Genomic DNA, 21,181 nt, shown 5'->3' on the forward strand with positions numbered 1-21,181 from the left:
AGCGCCTGGGGCGCGCATCGCCCTCGCCGTCGAGACCATCCCGTGTCGTTCACTTCGCTTTTGCGCCTTGCGCTGCTGCCGCTGGTGCTGCTTGCCCTGCCCGTATGGGCCCAAACCGCTTGCCCGCCCGGGCAGCAGCCGATCTGCCTGAGCGGCGCCTGCCTCTGCATGCCCGCCGCCGCCAGCGATCCACAGGCGGTCTACGACCGCGTGCAGCGTATGGCCACCCTGGCCCTGCAGAACTGGATCCAGCAGTCGCGCGACCGCCTGGTGGCCGGCGGCGTCGAGCCGATACCGCTGCACATCCGCTCGCAGCTCGAGCCGTATTTCGATCTTGCCGTGCTGGAGAGTGCGCGGTACCGCGTCGGCGACGAGGTGGTGCTGAATGCCGGCAACACCCTGCTGCGCAACCCGGACGTCAATGCCGTGACCCTGATCGACGTCATCGTCTTTCGCCATGAGGAGGATGCCCGGGACAACGTCGCGCTCTGGGCCCATGAGCTCAAGCACGTCGAGCAATATCTGGACTGGGGCGTCGCCGAGTTCGCCTGGCGCTATACACAGGATTTCCGTGCCGTGGAGCGCCCGGCCTATGCGCTGGAACGTGAGGTGGAAGAGGCCCTGCGCGAGACGCAGACGCGGCGCTGAGCGAGCTGATCGGTGCTGCTGCCTGCATGTGGGCTGAAGCCCACCAATGACGCCGGCGAAAACGAAAAACCCCGCCGAGGCGGGGTTTCTGACGCGGGTTGCGCGGTCAGGCTCAGAAGGCCGGAACGACGGCGCCCTTGTACTTCTCCTCGATGAACTGGCGCACTTGCTCGCTGTGCAGCGCGGCAGCCAGTTTCTGCATGGCATCGCTGTCCTTGTTGTCCGGACGGGCGACCAGGATGTTCACGTACGGCGAGTCGCTGCCCTCGATCACCAGGGCGTCCTGGGTCGGGTTCAGCTTGGCTTCCAGCGCGTAGTTGGTGTTGATCAGCGCCAGGTCGACCTGGGTCAGCACGCGCGGCAGGGTCGCGGCTTCCAGTTCGCGGATCTTGATCTTCTTCGGGTTCTCGGCGATGTCCTTCGGCGTGGCGGTGATGCCGGCGCCGTCCTTCAGACCGATCACGCCGGCCTTGTCCAGCAGCAGCAGTGCGCGGCCGCCATTGGTGGCATCGTTGGGAATGACCACGGTGGCGCCGTTGGCCAGTTCGTCCAGCGACTTAACCTTGCTCGAGTAGGCACCGAAGGGCTCGATGTGTACGCCGGCGACGCTCACCAGCTCGGTGCCCTTGCCCTTGTTGAATTCATCCAGGTACGGCTGGTGCTGGAAGAAGTTGGCGTCCAGGCGCTTCTCGGCGACCTGAATGTTCGGCTGCACGTAGTCGGTGAATACCTTGACGTTCAGCGTCACGCCCTGCTCGGCCAGCTGCGGCTTGACGAACTCCAGCAGCTCGGCATGCGGCACGGCGGTGGCGGCCACGGTCAGGGTTTCGGCGGCCTGGGCGGAAAACGCCGCGACGGTGGCCAGGGCGGCAATCAGTTTCTTCATCGTTCGGTTCCTTCAGGAGTTGAGCGGGGTGCGAAGGTTCGCTCGCCCTGGTTGCGGTTCATTTGCGCGAAAAGTGGGTCACCAGCCGGTCGCCGAGGCTCTGCAGCAGCTGCACCAGCACCAGCAGCAGGACCACGGTGACCACCATCACGTCGGTCTGGAAGCGCTGGTAGCCGAAGCGGATGGCCAGGTCGCCAAGGCCGCCGGCACCCACCACACCGGCCATCGCGGTGTAGGACACCAGGGTGATGGCGGTGACGGTGATGGCGGCGATGATGCCCGGACGCGCTTCCGGCAGCAATGCGCTGAAGATGATCTGCCGGGTGGTGGCGCCCATGGCCTGGGTCGCCTCGATGATGCCGCGGTCGACCTCGCGCAGCGCGGTCTCCACCAGCCGCGCGAAGAACGGCGCGGCGCCCACCACCAGCGGCGGGATGGCACCGGCCACGCCCAGCGAGGTGCCGGTGATCAGCACGGTGAACGGAATCATCACGATCAGCAGGATGATGAACGGCAGCGAGCGCAGCACGTTGACCACGAACGACAGCGCGGCGTACAGCGGGCCGTTCTCGAACAGCTGGCGCGGACCGCTGAGAAACAGCAGCACGCCCAGCGGCAGGCCGAGCAGAATGGTGAACAGCAGCGAGCCGCCGAGCATCAGCAGGGTGTCCAGCGTGGCCAGCCAGATTTCGTACCAGTCCACGTTCCCCAACAAAGAGCTGAACAAGGCTTCCATCAGCGCAGCACCTCCACATGCACGTCAGCGGCTTGCAGACGGCTCATCGCCGCTGCCATGTCACCACCGATCAGCGCCAGGGTGAGCTGGCCGTAGGGGGTGTCCTTGATGCGGTCGATGCGCCCGGACAGGATGCTGTAGTCGACCCCGGTTTCACGGGCGACAGTGCCCAGCAGCGGCTTGTAGGTGGCGTCGCCCTGGAACGTCAGGCGCAGGATGCGACCCGGCACGTGGGCAAAGTCATCGTGCATGTCGCCCTCGTCCACCGCCTCGTCTTCCAGCACGAAACGCTGGGTGGTCGGATGCTTGGGATGCAGGAACACCTCGGTCACCGGACCCTGTTCGACGATCGCGCCGCCGTCCATCACCGCCACGCGGTCGCAGACACGGCGGATCACGTCCATCTCATGGGTGATCAGCACGATGGTCAGCTTCAGCTCGCGGTTGATCTCGGCCAGCAGTTGCAGCACCGAGGCGGTGGTCTGTGGATCGAGGGCGCTGGTGGCCTCGTCGCAGAGCAGGATGCTCGGCTCGGTGGCCAGCGCGCGGGCGATGCCGACGCGCTGCTTCTGGCCGCCGGAGAGCTGTGCCGGGTACTTGCGTGCATGGTCCTTGAGCCCGACGCGTTCGAGCAGGCTGGCGACGCGGGCGTCGATCTCGCTGCGCGAGCGGATGCCGGCCAGGCGCAGCGGCATGGCGACGTTGTCGGCCACCGTCTTGGACATCAGCAGGTTGAAGTGCTGAAAGATCATCCCGACGCGCTGGCGGAAGCGCCGCAGGCCGTCGGCATCCAGCGCGGTGACGTCTTCGCCGTTGACCAGGATGCGTCCGCCGGAGGGCTCCTCGAGGCGGTTGATCAGGCGCAGCAGCGTGCTTTTGCCGGCGCCGGAATGGCCGATCAGACCGAACACTTCACCGGAGGCGATTTCCAGCTGCGTCGGTTGCAGCGCGGGAATATCGCGGCCGGCGGTCCGATAGGTTTTATGGACTTGATGGAATTCGATCACGGGCGAACCTTGTGGGTGCGACGTTTGTTGCCGGGATGATCGGCGAAAGCCCGGCATTCTACCCGTTTGCCGGCGACGTCGCTCGCCTGCGCCGCTGCGATTGAGCAAATCCATGGCGCTGATAGGCAAAGCAAATCGTCGCAGGCGGCAACCTTGCGGTGATCAATGGGGTCACTAACCGGTACGCCGTGAATCGATCATGTGTCTGCCCCGCGTTCCGGGCCGATCGTTCGCGGTACCGCTCACCGCAAACGGAGGCCCACCATGACCGACAAAACCCCGCAACAGAGCGAGCTGGCCGGTACCGACACTGTCGACCGCGCCAATCACAACGCCAAGCTCGACCAGCTGGAAGCGTTTCGCAGCGACGCCACCGGCGAGGCGCTGCGCACCAATCAGGGCGTGAAGATCGCCGACAACCAGAACACCCTCAAGGCCGGCGACCGTGGGCCCTCGCTGCTCGAAGATTTCATCATGCGCGAGAAGATCACCCACTTCGACCATGAGCGCATCCCCGAGCGCATCGTGCATGCCCGCGGTGCCGCGGCGCACGGCGTGTTCGTCAGCTACGCCGACCACAGCTGGCTGACCAAGGCCTCGTTCCTCGCCGCCGAAGGCAAGGAGACGCCTGTGTTCGTGCGCTTCTCCACTGTGCAGGGCTCGCGCGGCTCGGCGGACACCGTGCGCGACGTGCGCGGCTTCGCCACCAAGTTCTACACCGACGAGGGCAACTTCGACCTGGTCGGCAACAACATGCCGGTGTTCTTCATCCAGGACGCCATCAAGTTTCCGGACTTCGTCCACGCGGTGAAACCCGAGCCGCACAACGAGATCCCGCAGGCGCAATCGGCCCACGATACCTTCTGGGATTTCGTCTCGCTGACGCCTGAGTCCGCGCATATGGTGCTCTGGACCATGTCCGACCGCGCCCTGCCGCGCAGCTATCGGGCGATGGAAGGCTTCGGCGTGCACACCTTCCGCCTGATCAATGCCGAGGGCGTCAGCCGCTTCGTCAAATTCCACTGGAAGCCGGTGGCCGGCGCCTTCTCGCTGGTCTGGGACGAAACGCTGAAGATCGCCGGCAAGGACCCGGACTTCAACCGCCGCGACATGTGGGAGTCCATCGAGATGGGCGACTACTTCGAGTGGGAGCTGGGCGTGCAGGTGGTCGAGGAGGCCGACGAGCACAAGTTCGACTTCGACCTGCTGGACCCGACCAAAATCATCCCCGAGGAGCTGGTGCCGGTGCAGAAGCTCGGCAAGATGACCCTCAACCGCAACCCGGACAACTTCTTCGCCGAGACCGAGCAGGCCGCCTTCCACATCGGCCATATCGTGCCGGGCATCGACTTCACCAACGACCCGCTGCTGCAGGGCCGGTTGTTCTCCTACACCGACACCCAACTGCTGCGTCTCGGTGGGCCGAACTTCCACGAAATCCCGATCAACCGTCCGCTGTGTCCGTTCCACAACAACCAGCGCGACGCCTTCCATCGCCAGACGATCCACAAGGGCCGCGCCAACTACGAGCCCAACTCCATCGACAACGGCTGGCCCAAGGAAACCCCGCCGGCAGCTCAGGGCGGCGGTTTCGAGAGCTATCCCGAGCGGGTCGAAGGCCACAAGATCCGCAACCGCAGCGAGTCCTTCGGCGACCACTTCTCCCAGGCCACGCTGTTCTGGAACAGCATGAGCGGCCCGGAGAAGGAGCACATCATCGGTGCCTATACCTTCGAGCTGGGCAAGGTCGAGCGGGTGTTCATCCGTGAGCGTCAGGTCAACGAGATCCTCGCCAACATCGACCTGGAGCTGGCCCGCCGCGTGGCCGAGAACCTCGGCCTGCCGGCACCCGCTGCGCCGACCGTAGCGCCGAAGGTACCGACCCCGCAGAGCTCGCCGGCCCTGAGTTTGATGAACCACGCACCGGGCAATATCAAGTCGCGCAAGATCGCCATTCTGGTGGCCAACGGCGTCGATGGTGCGGCGATCGATGCATTCAAGGCCAAGCTGGCCGAGCAGGGCGCGCTGGCCAAGATCGTCGGCCCCTCGCCGGCGCCGGTGAAGACGGCGGACGGCAAGATGCTGCCGGTCGACGCCGCGATGGACGGCATGCCCTCGGTGATGTTCGACGCCGTGTTCGTCCCCGGCGGTGCCGATGCGGCGGCGGCCATGGCCAAGTCCGGCGAGGCCAAGCACTACGTGCTGGAGGCCTACAAGCACCTGAAACCTATCGTCATGCTCGGCGCCGCGCGTCCGCTGCTGGCGACCCTGGGCCTGCAGCCCGACGCTGGTCTGCTGGAAGGCGATGATGTGGATGGGGTGTTCGGCAACTTTGCCCAGGCACTCGGTCAGCATCGTGTCTGGGCGCGCGAGGCCGCCGCGGAGGCCATCCCCGCCTGAGGTTTGCGCCAGGTTCGAGCAGGCGCCAGCCCGCTCGAACCTGGCTGTAAGCCATCGACCACAGAACGCCGGCGCATGCCGGCGTTCTGCTTTTTTATTTGGTTAACTCGGCGCAAGAGCCTGCAATAGACCCAGGTCATGGTTGCGGCTGCCTGGCTCGCCCATGCTGTAAGCGTATCTGTCAGCGAATGGAGCCAGACCATGAGCGATACCCAAACTGCAGCCCGTCAGGGGCTGCTCGGCATCCCGATCGGCCTGTTGGTGGCCATGCTTGCGCTGATTGGCGTGCTGCTGATGCCGTTGCCTGCCGATTTGCCCGTGGCCGGCCAGCGGGTGCTGGCCATCCTGGTGTTTGCAGTGGTGGTGTGGATCACCGAAGCGGTGTCCTACGAGGTCAGCGCAATCATGATCACCGCGCTGCTGGCGTTTCTCGTCGGCACGGCACCCACGCTGGAGAACCCCGAGGTGGTCTACGGCACCTCGAAGGCGATCGGCATGGGGCTTTCCGGTTTTGCCAATCCCGCCTTGGCCCTGGTCGCGGGCGCGCTGTTCATCGCCGCGGCGATGACGCTTACCGGGCTCGACCGTCGCATTGCGCTGATGACCCTCTCCAGGGTCGGCACCAGTTCGCGGCACATTCTCGGCGGCACCCTGGTGGTCATCGTCCTGCTCAGCCTGGTGGTGCCCAGCGCCACGGCGCGCGCCGCCTGCGTGGTGCCGATCATGCTCGGCATCATCACCGCGTTCGGCATCGACAAGCGTTCGAATTTCGCCGCCGGCATGATGATCATCGTTGCCCAGGGCACCAGCATCTGGAATATCGGCATCCAGACCGCGGCGGCACAGTACCTGCTGCTGGTGGGCTTCATGGACAAACTGCTGGGTGAGCGGGTCAGCTGGATCGACTGGCTCATCGCCGGCGCACCCTGGGCCGTGCTGATGTCCTTCGTGCTGCTGTTCATCGTGCTCAAGCTGCTGCCGCCAGAAACCGAGCGGATAGCCGGTGGCAAGGAAGCCGTGGCCCGCTCGCTCGCCGAACTCGGGCCGATGACCTCGGCGCAGAAGCGCCTGCTCGCCGTGTCCATCGGGCTGCTGCTGTGCTGGGCCACCGAGGGCAAGCTGCACAGCTTCGACACCACCAGCACCACCTACGCCGGCCTGGTAATCCTGATGCTGCCGCGCATCGGCGTGATGAACTGGAAGGAGGTCCAGACGCGGGTGCCCTGGGGTACGGTGATCGTCTTCGGGGTCGGGATCAGCCTCGGCACGGTATTGCTCACGACCCAGGCCGGACAGTGGCTCGGCGCGCAGGTGGTGGCCCACACCGGGCTTGGCGTGGTGGGGCCGCTGGGCATCTTCGCCATCCTTGGCGCCTTTCTCATCGTGATCCACCTGGGCTTTGCCAGTGCCACGGCGCTGACCTCGGCGATGCTGCCGATCCTGATTTCGGTGTTGCTGAGCCTGCCGGGCGACTTCAGCCGGCTGGGGATGACCATGCTGCTCGGTTTCGTCGTCAGTTACGGCTTCATCCTGCCAATCAACGCACCGCAGAACATGGTCTGCCTGGGCACTGAAACCTTCAGCGCCCGGCAGTTCGCCAAGGTCGGCGTGCTGGTGACGCTGATCGGTTATTTGACCATGTTGTTGTTCGCGATGACCTGGTGGCGCTGGCTGGGTTGGATCTGAGCAGCCCAACATTTCGGATCGACGCCTGGCAGCACTGATGCGCTAGGCGTTCTTGCCCGGTAGCGCCTCCAGCTCGCGCCAGTGCAGGAACAGGCGCAGATCGAACTCGATCTGCCCGTAGCCGGGCAGCATGTGTTCGCACAGCTTGTAGAAGGCACGGTTGTGCTCGCTCTCACGCAGATGGGCGAGTTCGTGCACCACGATCATCCTGAGAAACTCCGGCGCCGCGTCGCGGAACAGTGCGGCGACGCGGATCTCCTTCTTTGCCTTGAGCTTGCCGCCCTGCACCCGTGATACCGCGGTATGCAGGCCCAGCGCCCGGTGGGTCAGGTCCAGCCGATTGTCGTAGAGCACCTTGTCGATCGGCGGCGTGCTTTTCAGGTACTCCTGCTTGAGCGTCTGCACGTAGCCGTACAGCGCCTTGTCGCTCTGCACCTCGTGCCGTGCGGGGTAACGCCGCTGCAGATAATCGCCCAGACGGTCCTCTGCAATCAGCTGGCGTACCTGAGTCAGCAGCGCTTCAGGGTAGCCGCGCAGGTACTTGAGATCGGTCATGCGCGCTTCGGCCAGGCGAAGCTGAGCAGGAACAGTGCGGCGGCGCTGACCACGATGGACGGGCCGGCCGGAGTGTCCTCGTACCAGGACAGCGTCAGCCCCAGGCACACGGCGACGATTCCCAGGATGCTCGCGCCCAGCGCCATCTGTTCCGGCGTGCGCGCATGGCGCTGTGCGGCGGCGGCGGGAATGATCAGCAGTGAGGTGATCAGCAGCACGCCGACGATCTTCATCGCCACGGCGATCACCACGGCGATCAGCAGCATCAGCGCCAGGCGGATGCCGGCCACTGGCAGGCCTTCGACCTTGGCCAGCTCCTCGTGCACGGTGATCGCCAGCAGCGGCCGCCACAGCGGGATCAGCATCAGCAGCACCAGTGCGCTGCCGCCGATGATCCAGGCCAGGTCGCTCGGCCCGACGGCCAGCAGGTCGCCGAACAGGTAGCCCATCAGGTCGACACGCACATCCTTCATGAAGCTCAGCGAGACCAGGCCGAGCGATAGCGTGCTGTGGGCCAGGATGCCGAGCAGGGTGTCGGAGGCCAGCGGCTGGCGCTGCTGCAGGGTCACCAGCAGCAGGGCGAGCAGCACGCAGCCGACGGTCACCGCCAGCGTCAGGTTGACGTCCAGCATCAGCCCGAGGGCGACGCCGAACAGCGCGGCGTGGGACAGGGTGTCGCCGAAATAGGCCATGCGCCGCCATACGACGAAGGAGCCGAGCGGGCCGGCGACCAGCGCCAGGGCGAGGCCGGCGAGCAGCGCGTTGAGAAGGAAATCGGGCATCTGATGCTCTGTCTAGTGCTTGCAGTCCGGGCCGTGGACGTGGGGTTTGCCGATCACCACGCTGCCGTGCAGGTCGTGGCTGTGATCGTGCTGGTGGTGGTAGATCGCCAGGCTGCGCGCATCCTGGCCGAACAGCTCGACGAAGGCCGGGTCGCTGCTGACCTGTTCCGGATGCCCCGAGCAGCAGACGTGGCGGTTCAGGCAGACCACCTGATCGGTGGCACTCATCACCAGGTGCAGGTCGTGGGAGACCATCAGCACGCCGCAGCCGTAGCGGTCGCGCAGCACGCCGATCAGCCGGTACAGCTCGGCCTGGCCGGCGACGTCGACGCCCTGCACCGGTTCGTCCAGCACCAGCAGCTCCGGTTCGCGCAGCAGGGCGCGGGCGAGCAGCACGCGCTGCATTTCGCCGCCGGAGATCTTCTGCAGCGGGCTGTCGATCACATGCTCGGCACCGACTTCACCCAGCGCCGCGAGGGCGCGTGCGCGGTCGACGCCGGGGACCAGGCGCAGAAAGCGCAGCACCGACAAGGGCAGGGTGGGGTCGACGTGCAGCTTCTGCGGCATGTAGCCGACGCGCAGCCGCGGCTTGCGCCAGACCTGGCCATGGTCGGGCTTGAGCAGGCCGAGCACGGCGCGCACCAGGGTGGTCTTGCCGGCCCCGTTGGGGCCGATCAGGGTGACGATCTCGCCGCGATGCACCTGCAGTTGCGCGCCTTCCAGCACGTTCTGGTTGGCGAAGCGCACATGGATGTCATCCAGCCGCAGCAGTACCTCGCTCATGCGGCGTTCCGGCAGTTCGAGCAGAGCCCGACGACTTCCACGGTCTGGCCTTCGACGGAGAAGCCGACGCTGCTCGCGGCGCTGTCGATGGCCTCGGCGATGGCCGGGCGCTCCAGCTCGATGGCGGTGTGGCAGAGACGACAGATGAGGAACTGGCCCTGATGCGGATGCTCCGGGTGGTTGCAGCCGATGAAGGCGTTGAGCGAGGCGATGCGGTGCACCAGGCCGTTCTCCAAGAGGAAATCCAGCGCGCGGTACACGGTGGGCGGCGCGGCGCGTCGGCCGTCCTGCTCGCTCAGCACGGCAAGAATGTCGTAGGCGCCGAGCGGCTTGTGGCTCTGCCAGACCAGCTCCAGCACGCGCTTGCGCAGCGCGGTCAGGCGCACGCCCTGGCGCGCGCAGAGGCTGTCGGCTTCGGCCAGCGCGTGGCTGACGCAGTGGTCGTGGTCATGGGGCGTGCAGGCCAGCGGGGTCTTGGACATGGGCGGCGACGTGTTGGGGGAGAGACGTTATTATGTACCAATTCAACCCCTTCGAGTGATGCCCGTGAATCGTCTTTTCTCCCTCCCGTTGCTGGCGGCGCTGCTCGCCGGTGCCACCTGCGCCCAGGCCGAAGTGCGCGTTCTGACCAGCATCAAGCCCTTGCAGCTGATTGCCGCGGCGGTGCAGGACGGCGTCGGCCAGCCCGATGTGCTGCTGCCGGCCAGCGCCTCGGCGCACCACTATTCGCTGCGCCCGTCCGACGTGCGGCGTCTGCGCGATGCCGAGCTGTTCTACTGGATCGGCCCGGATCTGGAGAGCTTCCTGCCGCGCGCGCTGAGCGCTCGTGAAGGGACGACGGTGGCCGTGCAGGACCTACCGAAGCTGACCCTGCGGCGCTTCGGCGATGCGCACACACATGCCGAGGACGATCATCACGATCACGATCACGATCACGATGACGCGCATGACGGGCATGAGCACGACCACGCCGCCCATGCCGACGAGCACGATCACGACCATCGTCCGGGTTCGCTCGATGCGCACCTGTGGCTGCTGCCGGCCAACGCGGTGGTGATCGCCGAGCGCATGGCGGCGGATCTGGCTGCTGCCGATCCGGCCAACGCCGGGCGCTACCAGGCCAACAGCAGCGCTTTCGCCGAGCGCGTCGAGGCACTCGACGGTCGGCTCAGGCAGCGTTTCGCCAAGGTGCAGAACAAGCCGTTCTTCGTCTTCCATGAGGCCTATGACTACTTCGAGGCCGCCTACGGGCTGCGCCATGCCGGCGTGTTCACTGCCGGTGGCGAAGCGCAGCCGGGCGCGCGACATGTGGCGGCTATGCGCGAGCGCCTGCAGCAAGCCGGACCGAGCTGCGTGTTCAGCGAGCCGCCGGCGCGCCCGCGTCTGGCTGAAACGCTGACCGCCGGCTTGCCGGTGAAGATGGCTGAACTGGATGTGCTGGGCGTCGGCCTGCCGACGGACGCCAAGGGCTACGAACAGTTGCTCGAAGGTTTGGGCGACACCCTGGCGGACTGCCTGGAGTCGCTGTGATCTGGAGGCCTGTCTGGTGAGTTCAGTTGGTCAATTTCGGCGCCCATGGCCACCCGGACTTGCCTCGACCCACTCACCGCACTGGCCACTAACGCCCGGCCTGATCTGACAGGCCGGGTCGCCTCCAGCAATGCTGTGTCAGCCGGCTTTGCGGATGCCGTCGGCGAGCAGCTCCATCATCCGGTCGATCTCGGCCTTCTCGACGATCAGCGCCGGCGACAGCGCAATGGTGTCGCCGCTGGCGCGCACCAGCAGACCGTTCTCGAAACACTCGCGGAACACCTCGTAACCGCGCTTGCCGACGCCATCGGCATGGGCGGCGAACTGCACGCCGGCCACCAGCCCGACGGTGCGGATGTCGATCACGTTGGGCAGGTCACGCAGGCTGAACAGCGTCTCCTGCCAGTAGGGCTCCAGGTCGATGGCCTTCTGGAACAGGTTTTCCTGCTGATAGATCTGCTGGGTCGCCAGTGCCGCGGCGCAGGCCACCGGATGCCCGGAGTAGGTGTAGCCGTGGAAGAACTCGATGACGCTTTCCGGCCCCTGCATGAAGGCGTCGTACAGTCGATCGGCGACGAACACCGCACCCATGGGGATCGCGCCGTTGGTCAGGCCCTTGGCACAGGTCAGGATGTCCGGCGTGACGCCCCAGCGCTGCGCGGCGAAGGCTTCGCCGACGCGGCCGAAGCCGGTGATGACCTCATCGAAGATCAGCAGAATGCCGTGCTTGGCGGTGATCTCGCGCAGCCGCTGCAGATAGCCCACCGGCGGCAGGATCACCCCGGCCGAGCCGGACATCGGCTCGACGATCACCGCGGCGATGTTCTCCGCGCCATGCAGCGTCACCAGCCGCTCCAGCTCATCGGCGCGCTCCACGCCATGCTGCGGCAGGCCCTTGCTGAAGGCGTTGCGCTGCAGGTCGAGGGTGTGCGGCAGGTGATCGACGCCGGGTAGCATCGGGCCGAAGGCGCGGCGGTTGTTGGCCATGCCGCCCACCGACATGCCACCGAAGCCGACGCCGTGATAGGCCAGCTCGCGGCCGATCAGGCGGGTACGGCTGCCCTGGCCGATGGCGCGCTGATAGGCCAGGGCGATCTTCAGCGCGGTATCGGCCGATTCCGATCCGGAGTTGGTGAAGAACACCCGGTTCAGTCCCTCGGGGCTGATGGCGGCGAGCTTTTCCGCCAGCTCGAAGGGCAGCGGGTGGCCCATCTGGAAGGTCGGGGCGAAATCCATCCTGGCGATCTGCTTGCTCACCGCCTCGCTGATCTCGCGGCGCCCGTGGCCGGCATTGCAGCACCACAGGCCCGCCGTGCCGTCGAGCACTTGGCGGCCGTCGCTCGCCGTGTAATACATGCCTTCGGCGCGCTCCAGCAGGCGCGGACTGGCCTTGAACTGGCGATTGGCGGTGAAGGGCATCCAGAAGTGTTCGGGCGAGGTGGCAAAATCCTGGGACATGGGCGAGCTCCGGCGACGAGCGACTATGCTGCGACGGCGCCGCAGCGTTTCGATCGAGTCTATGTTTAATAAAACGAACAAAACAAGGCGCAAAACCGGCCGTTCGTAAAAAATATTGATAGGGTCCGCGCCGCTGGTTTAGGGTGCATTTTCCATCACCCGAAGACCTGAGAGAGAGGAAGCACCATGCCCAGCCTGACCTTCGCCGATTGGCAACAGCGTGCCCGTGACCTGCGTATCGAAGGTCGCGCCTTTATCCAGGGTGAGTATTGCGCCGCGGCGCAGGGTGGCCAGTTCGACTGCATCAGCCCGGTGGACGGGCGGGTGCTGGCCCAAGTCGCCAGCTGCGACCAGGCCGATGCCGAGCGTGCAGTGGCCAGCGCCCGTACCGCATTCGAGGCAGGCAGCTGGGCGAAGCTGGCGCCGGCCAAGCGCAAGGCGGTGCTGATTCGCTTCGCCGATCTGCTGGAAGCGAACCGCGAGGAGCTGGCCCTGCTGGAGACCCTCGACATGGGCAAGCCGATCGGCGACTCGCTGGCGGTGGACATCCCCGGTGCGGCGCGGGCGCTGCGCTGGAGCGGCGAGGCGATCGACAAGATCTACGACGAGGTGGCGGCCACGCCCCACGACCAGCTGGGCCTGGTCACCCGCGAGCCGGTCGGCGTGGTGGCGGCCATCGTGCCGTGGAATTTCCCGCTGATGATGGCCTGCTGGAAGCTCGGCCCGGCACTGGCCACAGGCAACTCGGTGGTGCTCAAGCCGTCCGAGAAGTCGCCGCTGACCGCCATCCGCATCGCCCGGCTGGCGATCGACGCCGGCATTCCGGCCGGCGTGCTCAATGTCCTGCCAGGCTACGGCCACACCGTCGGCAAGGCGCTGGCGCTGCACATGGACGTCGACACGCTGGTCTTTACCGGCTCCACGCGGGTGGCCAAGCAGCTGATGATCTACGCCGGCGAGTCGAACATGAAGCGTGTCTGGCTGGAGGCGGGCGGCAAGAGCCCGAACATCGTCTTCGCCGATGCGCCCGACCTGCAGGCGGCTGCCCAGGCGGCGGCGGGTGCGATCGCCTTCAATCAGGGCGAGGTCTGCACTGCCGGTTCGCGGCTGCTGGTGGAGCGTTCGATCAAGGAGCGCTTCCTGCCCATGGTGGTGGAGGCGCTCAAGGGCTGGAAGCCGGGCAACCCGCTGGACCCGGCGACCAACGTCGGCGCCCTGGTGGACACCCAGCAGCTCAACACCGTGCTGGGCTACATCGACTCCGGACGCCAGGCCGGCGCGCAGGTGCTGATCGGCGGCCAGCGGACACTGGAAGAAACCGGCGGGCTGTACGTCGAGCCGACCATCTTCGATGGCGTCGACAATGCGATGAAGATCGCTCAGGAGGAAATCTTTGGCCCGGTGCTCTCGGTGATCAGCTTCGACAGCGCCGAGGAAGCGGTGGCGATCGCCAACGACACGCCCTACGGCCTCGCTGCCGCGGTGTGGACCGCCGACCTGTCCAAGGCGCACCGCACCGCACGGGCGCTGCGCGCCGGCAGTGTGTGGGTCAACCAGTACGACGGCGGCGACATGACCGCGCCGTTCGGCGGCTTCAAGCAGTCCGGCAACGGTCGTGACAAGTCGCTGCATGCCTTCGACAAGTACACCGAACTCAAGGCGACCTGGATTCAGCTCTGACGGCATCCGTAGGGTGGATGTCGCCTTTTACATCCACCTTGTTGCACAGCCATGGTGGATCGATGAAGCGTGATCCACCCTACGGTCTTTTGAGCGTTCAGCTAGCTTTGCCCCCACTGCCCGCTGCGGCGCATCATGCCCCACTGGTGCTTGCGCCGGGAGAACCACTGCCAGAGACCGCGGCAGCGCCAGAGGGTGTTGAGCTGGCGGTAGCCGAAGTTCTCCAGCACGGCCATCAGGAATAGCTGCAGCATGTCGCGTCGACGGCTGTAGACGCGGAAGGACATGGTTTCCAGCAGCAGGCCGTTGACCGACAGCAGAATGCCCATGCCGATCGCCACCAGCAGGAAGGCGGCCAGCGCCGCGTAGGACACCGCGCCGAAGGCGAAGCCCGCCAGCATGACGCCGTAGCCCACCAGTTCGATCAGCGGGCCGATCCACTCGAACAGCGCCATGAACGGCCAGGCCAGCCAGCCGGGCGTGCCGCCGCGCAGGCTGAAGGCCAGGCGGGCATGACGCCCGAGGCTTTCGGCCAGGCCGCGCTGCCAGCGGCTGCGCTGCCGGCCGAGGGTACCGAGGTCTTCCGGGCATTCGGTCCAGCAGATCGGGTCCGGCAGGTAGCGGATGCGGTAGGGGATGCGCTTTTCGCGGTGATAACGGTGCAGCCGCACCACCAGCTCCATGTCCTCGCCGACCGTATCGGTGCGATAGCCGCCGACCGCCATCACCCGCTCGCGATCGAACAGGCCGAAGGCGCCGGAGATGATCAGCACGGCATTGAGCGGCGACCAGCCGAGGCGGCCGAACAGAAAGGCGCGCAGGTACTCGACGATCTGGAAGCGCGCCAGCCAGTTGCGTGGCAGCCCGGCCTGAATCAGGAAGCCGCCACGCACTTGCGAGCCATTGGCGATGCGCACCGTGCCGCCCGCGGCAATGGTGCGCTCGTCCTCGAGGAAGGGCTGGACCACGCGCAGCAGGCTGTCGCGCTGCAGGATGGAGTCGGCGTCGACGCCACAGAACAGGCCGTAGCGCGCGGCATTGATACCGGCATTCAACGCATCGGCCTTGCCGCCGTTGGCCTTGTCGACCACGCGCAGGTTGGCGTAGCGGCGCGAGCGATAGATGGCCTGCACCGGCTGGTGGGCGACGGCCTGGCGCAACGGCTCGGGGTGCGGCACCAGGTCGAATTCCTCGATCAGCACGGCCAGGGTGCGGTCCTTGGAACCGTCGTTGATCACCACGATCTCGAATTCGGGGTACTGCAGCTGCAGCATCGAGCGCACCGAGGTGCGGATCGTCGCCTCTTCGTTGAAGGCCGGCATGAGCACTGACACCGGCGGTTCGACGCCGAGATAAGGCGCCAGCTCGCCGGTTTCCGCGCGCTGGCGGATGTAACCCATCAGGCTGCCCATCGACAGCAGGTTGAGCAGCAGGTACATGCCGTTGAGCAGCAGGAAATAGAGGATGAAGGCGACCTGCAGCCACCACAGCCAGTCGACCGTCACCGGCGCACCTCCGCGATGGCCCGGCGCAGGGCGTCCCTGCCGTAGCGGTCGTGCACCTGCTCGAGCAGCTGCTGCAGCGCGTCCGGGGATGCGCCGGGCAACGTCGCCAGGCTGTCGGCGGCGGCCTGGCGCACCCACCAGCTGCGGTCGGCGAGCAGCGGCAGGAACAGCTCGCTGTCTTCCCGGCGTGCCTGCTTGTGCAGCGCCAGCAGGGCGGCCAGGCGCACGCCCTCCTGCTCGTGGCCGAGGGCGCGCAGCAGGCGTGGGCGGTCGCGTGGGTCGCCAAGCTCGCTGAGGCAGCGCAGCGCCACCTGCAGCTGCTCGACAGGCGCCCCCTGGTCCAGCCGTGCCCGCGCCCAGGGCGCGGCATGGCGCGGGTCGCCATGCACCAGCAGGCCGACCAGTCGCTCGCGGCGCGGGTCTGGCGAGCTGGACAGCACGATCAGTAGCGGCGTGGTCACTGCCTGCTCACCGGCCTGCTGGCACAGGCTGACCAGGCGCGGCAACGCCCAGTCGGGGCGTTCCACCGCCGCCGGCAGGATCAGCTGCATGGCCTTTGCCGGGTCCATGGCCACCAGCGTCTGCGCGGCGGCCAGGGCGACGATGGCGTTGCGGCTGAGCAATAGCGGCTGCACCGCGTCCCAATGGGTGGGGTCGGCCAGATGGCGCAGGCAGGTGAGGCCGATCAGCTTGCTGCGCACCCGCCCCCGTAACAGGAGCAGCGCCTGACGATCCATCCCCAGGGCGACCAGTGCGCGGTTCATGCGCTCGCGGGCGGCGCCGCGCAACTGCAGCTGGGTGCGGTTCCACTGCAGCAGAAACCAGAGCTGATGCCGCCGCGGCAGCGACGCGTGGGATGTCGGCACGTCATCGCTGAGGCTGCAGAGGGCGAAGTAGGGGCGCCACTGTTCGTTGAACTGCTGCCGGCGCACCGCACGCCGGCGCGACAGTTCGCCGAGCAGCAGCACCTGCAGCAGCACCAGCAGCGTCAACGCCCCGAGGCCGAAGGCGCAGTACAGCGCCAGCTGCAACATGCGGTCTTCCGGCCAGACGTGCAGCCAGAGCCGAGCGGGCGCCTCGCACAGCCAGGGAGGGCAGCCGGTCAGCAGGTCAGAACGCATGGCGCAGGCCGATCTGCAGCCACTGTCGGTCGTAGTAGCTGCCCTGCTGGTGATAGCCGACTTCCCAGCTCAGCGCCCAGCGGCTGTCGAACCAGTGACGACCCTGCAGGCTGACGGCGCGCACGTCGCTGGTGATCAGCTGCTGCTCTTCCACCGCCTCTTCCTCGCCCACGGTCAGGCGCAGGCCGGCGTAGCTCAGCCCTCGGTAGTAGTAGTCCAGCGCCAGGTCGTGGCCGATCGGCGTGCCGGCGTTGGCCACGTCGGTCACGTTCAGGGTGTAGCCGGCGCGCCAGGCGTTCCAGTAACGCTCGGCGCTCAGCGCGAGGCGGTCGACGCGGGTGGTCTCGTACTCGGTGCGGCGAACGCTGACGGCACCGAGGTAGCCGTCCGGCAGGCGCCGTTGCAGGCGCAGATCGGCATGCCACTCGGGCAGGAAATAGGGTGAAGGCTGATAGCCGACCTCCGGCTGCAGCGTCCAGTTGTCGTCGAGCGGAATCACCGCGCCGGCCTCGACGCCTTCGTCCCATTCGCCGAAGCGTTGCTCACGCAGCAGCGCACCGTACCAGCCAAGGCTTTCCGGCCGGGTCGAGGTGTAATCCAGGCGCTGGCTGCGCCAGTTGTCGAAGCCGCTGTCCAGCCAGTCCTGACGCGCCGAGATCTCCAGCTCGTGACGGCGCTTGGTCGCGGCGGTCGTCACGGGTACCGGGGCGGTCGCCGTGGTGGGCACGGCCAGCGCGGCGCGTGCCTGCTGGATCACCTGCTGCACCTCGGTGTAGTCCGGCGCGATCCTGGCGGCCCGTTCCAACGACGCCAGCGCGCGTTGCGGGCGCCCGGCCCAGAGCAGCGCCTGGCCCTCGCCGAGCAGGTAGTCGGCATTGTCCGGCTGCTGGCGCAGCAAGCGCTGGTAGATCGGCAAGGCCTGTTCCGGCCGGCCCTGCCAGCTCAACACCCGGGCCAGCAGGAACTGCGCGTCGGCGTCTTCCGGGTGCTGCGCCAGGTGTGCGCGCAGGGTCGCTTCGGCAGCGTCCAGTTGCTGCGCCTGCACCTGTCGCTCGGCCGTGGCGATATCCGCCAAAGCCGTGGTGCAGGGTATCGCCAGGGCAAGCAGCAGCAGCGCGCGCTTCATCGGCGCCCCCTCAGCAGGCGACGAATGCGTGCCAGCAGTTCCTCCGGCTGGAAGGGTTTGGTCACGTAGTCGTCGGCGCCCAGTTCCAGCGCGCGGACGATATCCACCTCGCGTGCCTTGGCGGTCAGCATCAGCACCGGCACGCTTTCCCAGCCGGCCTGTGCCCGTAACCGTTCGATCAACTCCAGGCCGTCGTGATAGGGCAGCATGATGTCCATCAGGGTCAGGTCCGGTGGGGCGGCCTGGGCGAAGTGATCGAGCGCCTGGCGGCCATCGGCGGCATGGTCGACGACGAAACCGTGGCGTTCGAGCATGTAACGGATGAGGAAGGCGATGTCTTCTTCGTCTTCCACCATGAGGATGCGCTTGCTGGCGGATTCGCTCATGCATGAACCTCGTCAGAGTGAGTGTGGCCCGGTGGCCAGTGCTGCAACAGGTGCTGGATCAGCCTGGCCAGCTCGTCGCCGTCGTGACGGGACTTGACCAGCTGGCGCAGCGCCAGGCGGTTGTCCTGGATCGGGGTGTCGAGCGCGGAAAAGATGATCACCGGTGGGGGCGGAATGCTCTGCGCCAGCTGGTCGAACAGCTCGGTGCCGTCGCCGTCGGGCAGCATCAGGTCGATGATGGCGAGATCGAAGGGCTGCGCGCTGATCAGCTGACGCGCCTCCTGCAGGGTGGCGGCGCCGGCCAGTTCGACGTCGAGCATGGCGATCTGCCTGGCCAGCAGTACGCGCAGGTCGTCGTCGTCCTCCACGTGCAGGATGCGCGGTTTCGACCCGCCGAGCTGCAGGCAGGCGCGAATCACCTCCATGACGCGGGAAGGGTCGATCGGCTTGTGCAGCCAGTCGATCACGCCTACCGCACCGCCGCGCAGCAGGCCGTCATCCTCATCCCGGCGCTGCGGCTGCACGCTGACGATCAGCACCGGCAGGTTGCGGTAGTGGTGTTGGCTGCGCAGGCTCTGCAGGAAGGCCACGCTGTTCTCGTCGTCCAGTGCCGGGCTGAGGGTCAGCGCCTGGACACGGTGCTGGCCGAGCAGTTCGCGTGCTTCGGCGGCAGCATGGGCGATCAGCGTGGCATAGCCGTGCTGGTGCAGCGCCTCGGCCAGCTGCTCGGCGGCGTGGCAATCGGGTTCGAGGATCAGAATCAGGGGCGTCTGCTGCGGCGCCGAGCCGAGGCTGAGTGGCTGCGCCGGTGCCTGCGGCTGGAGCGGCTGGGCGTGTTCCTCCAGCGGCAGCTGCAGCCAGAAGCGCGTGCCCTGGTCCGGCTGGCAATCGAAGCCGATCTTGCCGTTCATCTGCTGGACCAGCGAGCGGGTAATGGCCAGCCCCAGCCCGGTACCGCCGCGCCGACGGGCATCGGACGAATCGGCCTGGGCGAAGCGCTCGAAGATGCGCGAGCGGAAGGCTTCCGGTATGCCGGGCCCGCGATCCTGCACCCCGATCTCGAGCCTTTCGCCGCTGCGTCGCAGGTCGACCGTCACGCGTCCGCCGGCGGGGGAATGCTTGATCGCGTTGGACAGTAGATTGGCCATCACCTGAGCGAAGCGGTCAGGGTCGAGGGTTGCTTCACTGGAGGCCAGCTCGGGGGCGTCGAGGAATTCCAGGGTGACGCCGTAGTCCTGCCCGTACGGCGTGATGTCCGACAGCGCCTGCTGGACGAGCGGCCGCACGTCGTGTCGGCCCAGGTTGAACGCCAGGCGGCCCGCTTCCAGCTTCTCGATATCGAGGATGTCGTTGATCAGGCGCACCAGCCGCTCGCTGTTCTTGTGAGCGATGGTCAGCAGCGGACGGGCCTCGTCGCTGAGCTGCCCGGCGATACCGCCGATCAGCATGCCGAGCGCGCCGCGAATGGCGGTCAGCGGGGTACGTAGCTCGTGGCTGACGGTGGAGATGAATTCGGTCTTCATCTGCTCCATGCGCCGGCGCAGGGAGACGTCCACCGCCACCGTGACCACATGGCAGGTGCGCGCGGAGATGCGCAGCGGTCGCTTGACCACCTGGAACCAATGCTCGGTGCCGTGGGCGTCGGTCAGGGCGACCTCGGTGGTGCGCAGCTCCCCGCTGCCGCTCGCCAGGGCCGCCAGTTCGTCGTCGCCCAGCAGCAGCGGTCGCAGCAGGCGAGCGGAAGCCACCTCGTCGGGGTGGCGCTGCTCGATATCCTGCGGTCGCACGTCGAGCAGGGCGGAAAGCGCGGTGTTGCAGAGCAGGAAGCGGCCATGGGCGTCGCGGACGAAGATGAGGTTGTCGTCGGTGTCCACCACCCGGCGCAGGAACAACTGCTGGTCGTGCAGGCTGTCACGGCTGCGCTGCAGCTCGCTGATGTCCCGTGCGATCGCCAGGTGGTCGCCCAGCCCGGTGGGCATCAGGCGAACCTCGAAAGTGCGCCGGGTCTGCACCTCGCACCAGGTGTTCTGCCGCAGACCGCTGTCTTCGTGCTGCTGGAGCAGGTCGTGCAGCAGGGGTTCGATGGCGGCGGGCTGGGGCGCCCGGCGAGCCGTTCCCGCGGCCAGGCTGGATACCTGCTGTCGGTGGTCCACCGCATAGAGGTAATCCGGAATGGCCTGCAGCAGCGCTCCGAGCCGAGCCTCGCCTGCCTGCGCCGCGCCGGCCAGCTGCTGGCGGATGCGCAGATTACAGTGTACCGCCCAGAAGGCGATGAGAAGCAGCGCGACCACCACCAGGCTGCCGATGAGGGCCAGACGTTGGGCGCGCTCGGTCGTCTGGGCAACGGCGCTGCTGGCTGCTTTCAGCTCGCGCCGCTCCTGTTGTTCCACTGCGTTGAGCAGCGCCCGCAGGCGATCCATCAGCAGGTTGCCGCCGGCGCCGCGCAAGCGCTCGGCGGCCGCCTGCAGGCCGGCGTCGCGGCGCGCCTGGACATTGCCGGCAGCCACCTGCAGGCGTTCGGCAATGGTTGCATCCAGCGTGCGGAACCAGCGCTGGTCGGGATAGCTGCGGCCTTCGACCAGTTGTTCCAGGCTCCGCCGATAGCCCTCCAGCTGATTCAGGCCGCGCTCGTAGGGTTCGAGGTAGCTGGCATCGCCGGTCAGGATGAAACCGCGCGAGCCGGTTTCGATGTCCTGCAGGGAGGAGAGGATGGCCTGGACCGAGGGTGATGACCTCCAGGCTATGGCTGACGGCCCGATTGGTCTGCAGCAGCGTTTCCTGGGTTCGCTTGCCCTGCCAGCCGAGGGCGGCGAGCAGCGCGAACGCAGCCAGAAATGCGATTGAATGCCAACCGATCGCGAGTCTTGCGGGCAAACCGGACTCCTGCCGCGG

Annotated in this window: 17 protein-coding genes and 1 pseudogene; 5 read left to right on the forward strand and 13 right to left on the reverse strand. The window is 67.0% G+C overall.

Features of this window, described 5'->3' with window-relative positions; all coding sequences use genetic code 11:
• The first annotated feature begins 42 nt into the window (after positions 1-42).
• Positions 43-648: an eCIS core domain-containing protein gene (locus tag VF716_RS09250; RefSeq protein ID WP_125856675.1), complete on the forward strand. Its 606-nt coding sequence runs from the start codon at positions 43-45 to the stop codon at positions 646-648.
• Between the two features lie 112 nt (positions 649-760).
• On the opposite strand, the gene VF716_RS09255 is transcribed toward VF716_RS09250, so the two are convergent.
• From VF716_RS09255 to VF716_RS09265, 3 genes are read right to left on the reverse strand one after another with little or no spacing between them, the layout of a single operon-like run.
• Positions 761-1,534, reverse strand: a complete 774-nt coding sequence (locus VF716_RS09255; protein WP_019407339.1) for a MetQ/NlpA family ABC transporter substrate-binding protein — start codon at positions 1,532-1,534, stop codon at positions 761-763.
• A 58-nt stretch (positions 1,535-1,592) separates the two neighbouring features.
• On the reverse strand, positions 1,593-2,270 hold the full coding sequence (locus VF716_RS09260) for a methionine ABC transporter permease (protein WP_011911288.1): 678 nt from the start codon (positions 2,268-2,270) through the stop codon (positions 1,593-1,595).
• Positions 2,270-3,277, reverse strand: a complete 1,008-nt coding sequence (locus VF716_RS09265) for a methionine ABC transporter ATP-binding protein (RefSeq protein WP_013981209.1) — start codon at positions 3,275-3,277, stop codon at positions 2,270-2,272. The genes VF716_RS09260 and VF716_RS09265 overlap by 1 nt, the downstream gene beginning before the upstream one ends.
• A gap of 225 nt (positions 3,278-3,502) precedes the next feature.
• On the opposite strand from VF716_RS09265, the gene katE reads away from it, so the two are divergent.
• Entirely contained in the window at positions 3,503-5,677 is a 2,175-nt protein-coding gene (gene katE, locus VF716_RS09270; RefSeq protein ID WP_440552676.1) for a catalase HPII, read from the forward strand.
• A gap of 201 nt (positions 5,678-5,878) precedes the next feature.
• Entirely contained in the window at positions 5,879-7,363 is a 1,485-nt protein-coding gene (locus tag VF716_RS09275) for a DASS family sodium-coupled anion symporter (protein WP_440552562.1), read from the forward strand.
• 42 nt (positions 7,364-7,405) lie between these two features.
• Here the strand turns inward: VF716_RS09275 and VF716_RS09280 are convergent, their stop codons facing one another.
• The 4 genes from VF716_RS09280 to zur are packed head-to-tail and all read right to left on the reverse strand — an operon-like array spanning position 7,406 to position 9,965.
• On the reverse strand, positions 7,406-7,918 hold the full coding sequence (locus tag VF716_RS09280; protein ID WP_440552564.1) for a YgjP-like metallopeptidase domain-containing protein: 513 nt from the start codon (positions 7,916-7,918) through the stop codon (positions 7,406-7,408).
• Positions 7,915-8,700, reverse strand: coding sequence for a zinc ABC transporter permease subunit ZnuB (gene znuB, locus VF716_RS09285; RefSeq protein ID WP_014595334.1), 786 nt, complete (start codon positions 8,698-8,700; stop codon positions 7,915-7,917). The genes VF716_RS09280 and znuB overlap by 4 nt, the downstream gene beginning before the upstream one ends.
• A 12-nt stretch (positions 8,701-8,712) precedes the next feature.
• The gene (gene znuC / locus VF716_RS09290; RefSeq protein WP_013981213.1) at positions 8,713-9,483 is read right to left on the reverse strand and encodes a zinc ABC transporter ATP-binding protein ZnuC; all 771 of its coding nucleotides are present in this window, start codon (positions 9,481-9,483) and stop codon (positions 8,713-8,715) included.
• Positions 9,480-9,965, reverse strand: coding sequence for a zinc uptake transcriptional repressor Zur (gene zur / locus VF716_RS09295; RefSeq protein ID WP_045159565.1), 486 nt, complete (start codon positions 9,963-9,965; stop codon positions 9,480-9,482). Before zur ends, znuC begins: the two co-directional genes overlap by 4 nt.
• A gap of 64 nt (positions 9,966-10,029) precedes the next feature.
• Here zur and znuA point away from each other — a divergent pair, with 64 nt between their 5' ends.
• On the forward strand, positions 10,030-11,013 hold the full coding sequence (gene znuA, locus VF716_RS09300) for a zinc ABC transporter substrate-binding protein ZnuA (RefSeq protein ID WP_440552566.1): 984 nt from the start codon (positions 10,030-10,032) through the stop codon (positions 11,011-11,013).
• A 138-nt stretch (positions 11,014-11,151) separates the two neighbouring features.
• On the opposite strand, the gene VF716_RS09305 is transcribed toward znuA, so the two are convergent.
• Complete coding sequence (locus tag VF716_RS09305) at positions 11,152-12,471, reverse strand: aspartate aminotransferase family protein (protein WP_125851209.1); 1,320 nt, start codon at positions 12,469-12,471, stop codon at positions 11,152-11,154.
• Positions 12,472-12,657: 186 nt separating this feature from the next.
• Between VF716_RS09305 and VF716_RS09310 the strand changes: the two genes are divergently transcribed.
• Positions 12,658-14,151: an aldehyde dehydrogenase gene (locus VF716_RS09310; protein WP_218650904.1), complete on the forward strand. Its 1,494-nt coding sequence runs from the start codon at positions 12,658-12,660 to the stop codon at positions 14,149-14,151.
• Between the two features lie 101 nt (positions 14,152-14,252).
• Here the strand turns inward: VF716_RS09310 and VF716_RS09315 are convergent, their stop codons facing one another.
• From VF716_RS09315 to VF716_RS09335, 5 genes and pseudogenes are all read right to left on the reverse strand, one after another.
• Positions 14,253-15,656, reverse strand: a complete 1,404-nt coding sequence (locus VF716_RS09315; protein WP_218650905.1) for a glycosyltransferase family 2 protein — start codon at positions 15,654-15,656, stop codon at positions 14,253-14,255.
• Positions 15,653-16,777 carry a HEAT repeat domain-containing protein gene (locus VF716_RS09320; RefSeq protein ID WP_017245987.1) on the reverse strand — a complete coding sequence of 375 codons (1,125 nt, stop codon included), beginning with the start codon at positions 16,775-16,777 and terminating at the stop codon, positions 15,653-15,655. Before VF716_RS09320 ends, VF716_RS09315 begins: the two co-directional genes overlap by 4 nt.
• Positions 16,767-17,903, reverse strand: a complete 1,137-nt coding sequence (locus tag VF716_RS09325; RefSeq protein ID WP_218650906.1) for a YaiO family outer membrane beta-barrel protein — start codon at positions 17,901-17,903, stop codon at positions 16,767-16,769. The genes VF716_RS09320 and VF716_RS09325 overlap by 11 nt, the downstream gene beginning before the upstream one ends.
• Positions 17,900-18,289, reverse strand: coding sequence for a response regulator transcription factor (locus tag VF716_RS09330; RefSeq protein WP_011911301.1), 390 nt, complete (start codon positions 18,287-18,289; stop codon positions 17,900-17,902). The genes VF716_RS09325 and VF716_RS09330 overlap by 4 nt, the downstream gene beginning before the upstream one ends.
• Positions 18,286-21,163, reverse strand: a pseudogene (locus VF716_RS09335) (CHASE3 domain-containing protein). The gene VF716_RS09330 and the pseudogene VF716_RS09335 overlap by 4 nt, the downstream one beginning before the upstream one ends.
• Between the last annotated feature and the right edge of the window lie 18 nt (positions 21,164-21,181).

It is taken from the genome of Stutzerimonas sp. Brlt_14, assembly GCF_051948915.1.
GTDB classification, from domain to species: Bacteria; Pseudomonadota; Gammaproteobacteria; order Pseudomonadales; family Pseudomonadaceae; genus Stutzerimonas; species Stutzerimonas stutzeri.